Source organism: Streptomyces sp. E11-3 (genome assembly GCF_046540415.1).
In the GTDB taxonomy this organism is placed as follows: domain Bacteria; phylum Actinomycetota; class Actinomycetes; order Streptomycetales; family Streptomycetaceae; genus Streptomyces.
On sequence record NZ_JAZGRL010000109.1, the window covers coordinates 1 to 2,368 of the forward strand.

At 69.0% G+C, this 2,368-nt stretch carries 2 protein-coding genes; both read left to right on the forward strand.

From position 1 onward, the window contains the following. Window positions 1–60 precede the first annotated feature (60 nt). Window positions 61–1,149, forward strand: coding sequence for a carbon-nitrogen hydrolase family protein (locus U9R90_RS35575; protein ID WP_411061584.1), 1,089 nt, complete (start codon window positions 61–63; stop codon window positions 1,147–1,149). Then, entirely contained in the window at window positions 1,146–2,258 is a 1,113-nt protein-coding gene (locus tag U9R90_RS35580) for a cupin domain-containing protein (protein WP_411061585.1), read from the forward strand. Before U9R90_RS35575 ends, U9R90_RS35580 begins: the two co-directional genes overlap by 4 nt. Window positions 2,259–2,368: the final 110 nt, after the last annotated feature.

Consider the following 2,368-nt stretch of genomic DNA (forward strand, 5'->3'; position numbering starts at 1 on the left):
CCCGCGTCGGCAGCGGCTCTCAGCTGACCGGCCGCCTATCGCACGCCACCGGAGGAACCGATGGAGAACCTTCCCCGCTTCACCGCCGCGGCCGTCCAGGCGGCCCCCGTCTACCTGGACGCCGAGGCCACCGTCGACAAAGCGATCGCCCTCATCCAGGAGGCGGCGGCCGCCGGTGCCTCGCTCGTCGTCTTCCCCGAGGTGTTCGTCCCCGGCTACCCGTACTGGAACTGGACCATGAACCCGGTCCAGGGCTCCCCATGGTTCGAACGCCTCTACCGCTCCGCGATCGACGTCCCCGGCCCGCAGGTGGAGGCCCTGCGTGCCGCCGCCCGCCAGTACGGCATCGTCCTCGTAATCGGCGTCAACGAGCGGGGCCCGCACAGCCTCGGCGTCCTCTACAACACCCTGCTCACCATCGGCCCGGACGGAGAACTCCTCGGCGTACACCGCAAGTTGGTGCCCACCTGGGCCGAGAAACTCACCTGGACCGGCGGCGACGGCAGCTCCCTGAAGGTCCACCCCACCCCCATCGGGCCGCTGGGCGCGCTCGCTTGCGGTGAGAACACCAACACCCTGGCCCGCTTCACCCTGCTCGCGCAGGGCGAACTCGTCCACGCCTCCTGCTACATCGCCCTGCCGGTCGCCCCCGAGGACTACGACATGGCGGACGCGATCGCGGTGCGCACCGCCGCCCACAGCTTCGAGGGCAAGGTCTTCTCCGTGGTGGCCTGTTCGACGATCTCGCCGGAGATCGCCGACACCATCGCGGGTGACGACGAGGACGTACGACGCATGCTCGCCCGCCCCCGCAGCGCGCTCTCCGGGATTTTCGGCCCCGACGGGCGCCCGGTCACCGAACCCCTCATCGACGACGAGGGCATCGTCTACGCCGAGATCGACCTGGCCAAGTGCATCCAGCCCAAGCAGATGCACGACATCGTCGGCCACTACAACCGCTTCGACGTCTTCCAACTCCACGTCGACAACCGCCCACGCACCCCGGTGACCTTCGCGACCGCTCCCACGCCGTACGACAGCGCACCGGGAGCCGCCCCGCACCCCCCGACTGACACCACCGGCATCAAAGGCAGTTCGGGCACGAACAGCACTACGGGCACCACCGGCATCACGAAGGAGGAAGTATGACCACCGAGCACGACGACACCCAGCTGGGACGCGCACGGGTGTCCGATACCCCCGAACTCACCGCCTACTACGGCGAACTCGCCGAACTCCAGGCCGGTGCCCTGTGGACCGTCGCCAACGACATCGAACCCTGGTACCCGCAGCCCAAGTCCGTCCCCGTCCGATGGCGCTACGACGAACTGCGGCCCCTGGTCCACAAGGCCCTCGACCTCGTCAAGGCCGACGACGCGGGCCGCCGTGTCGTCATGCTCGTCAACCCCGGCCGCAAGGACGTCAGCGCCGCCGCCGGACTCCTCTACACCGGGCTGCAGATCATGGGCCCCGGCGAGGCCATGACGGCCCACCGCCACCAGGCCGCCGCCCTGCGCTTCGTCCACGAAGGCACCGGCGCCTGGACCATCGTGGACGGACAGAAACTCAAGGTCGGCCCCCGTGACTTCGCCATCACCCCCAACGGCACCTGGCACGAACACGGCAACGACAGCGACGAGGCCCCCGTCATCTGGCAGGACGGCCTGGACATCCCCCTGGTCAACGCGCTCGACGCGGGCTTCTACGAGGTCCACCCCGACCTCTACCAGACACCCGGAAAGGTGATCAACTCCTCCGTCCTGAGCCACGGCGGGAACCTGCTGCCCTACGGCATGGAGAAGTGGACCAGGCCCTACTCGCCGCTGCTCGCCTACCCGTGGGAGGCGACCTACGAGTCCCTGCGCAACCTCGCCAAGGCCACCGAAGGCTCCCCGTACGACGGCGTGATCGCGCAGTACACCAACCCCGTAACCGGTGGGCCGGTCATGCCCACGATGGGCGCCCATATGCAGCTGCTGCGACCGGACCAGGCCACCCGCGCCCACCGGCACACCGGATCGGTCATCTACACCGTGGCCAAGGGGCACGGGGTCTCGGTGATCGCCGGACAGCGCTTCGAATGGCAGCAAGGCGACGTCTTCTGCGTCCCCTCCTGGGCATGGCACGAGCACCGCAACCTCGACCGGTCCGAGGACGCCTGCCTGTTCTCGTTCAACGACTTCCCCGTGATGCACGCACTCGGCTTCCACCGGGAAGAGGCCTACACCGACAACGACGGGCACCAGCCCGCCGCCTGAGCCGCGCCGCCGCGCCGGAACCTCCGGCCCTGACACCGGTATCGGTGCGGCGGCGCACCCTTCCACCCGCTCCCTCCCCCTTCACCTGTTCCTTCCCCCTTCACCTGTTC

Bases quoted from the DNA above. Each gene is read 5' to 3' on its own strand.
- U9R90_RS35575 (WP_411061584.1), top strand. From the start codon at position 61: ATGGAGAACCTTCCCCGCTTCACCGCCGCGGCCGTCCAGGCGGCCCCC.
- U9R90_RS35580 (WP_411061585.1), top strand. From the start codon at position 1,146: ATGACCACCGAGCACGACGACACCCAGCTGGGACGCGCACGGGTGTCC.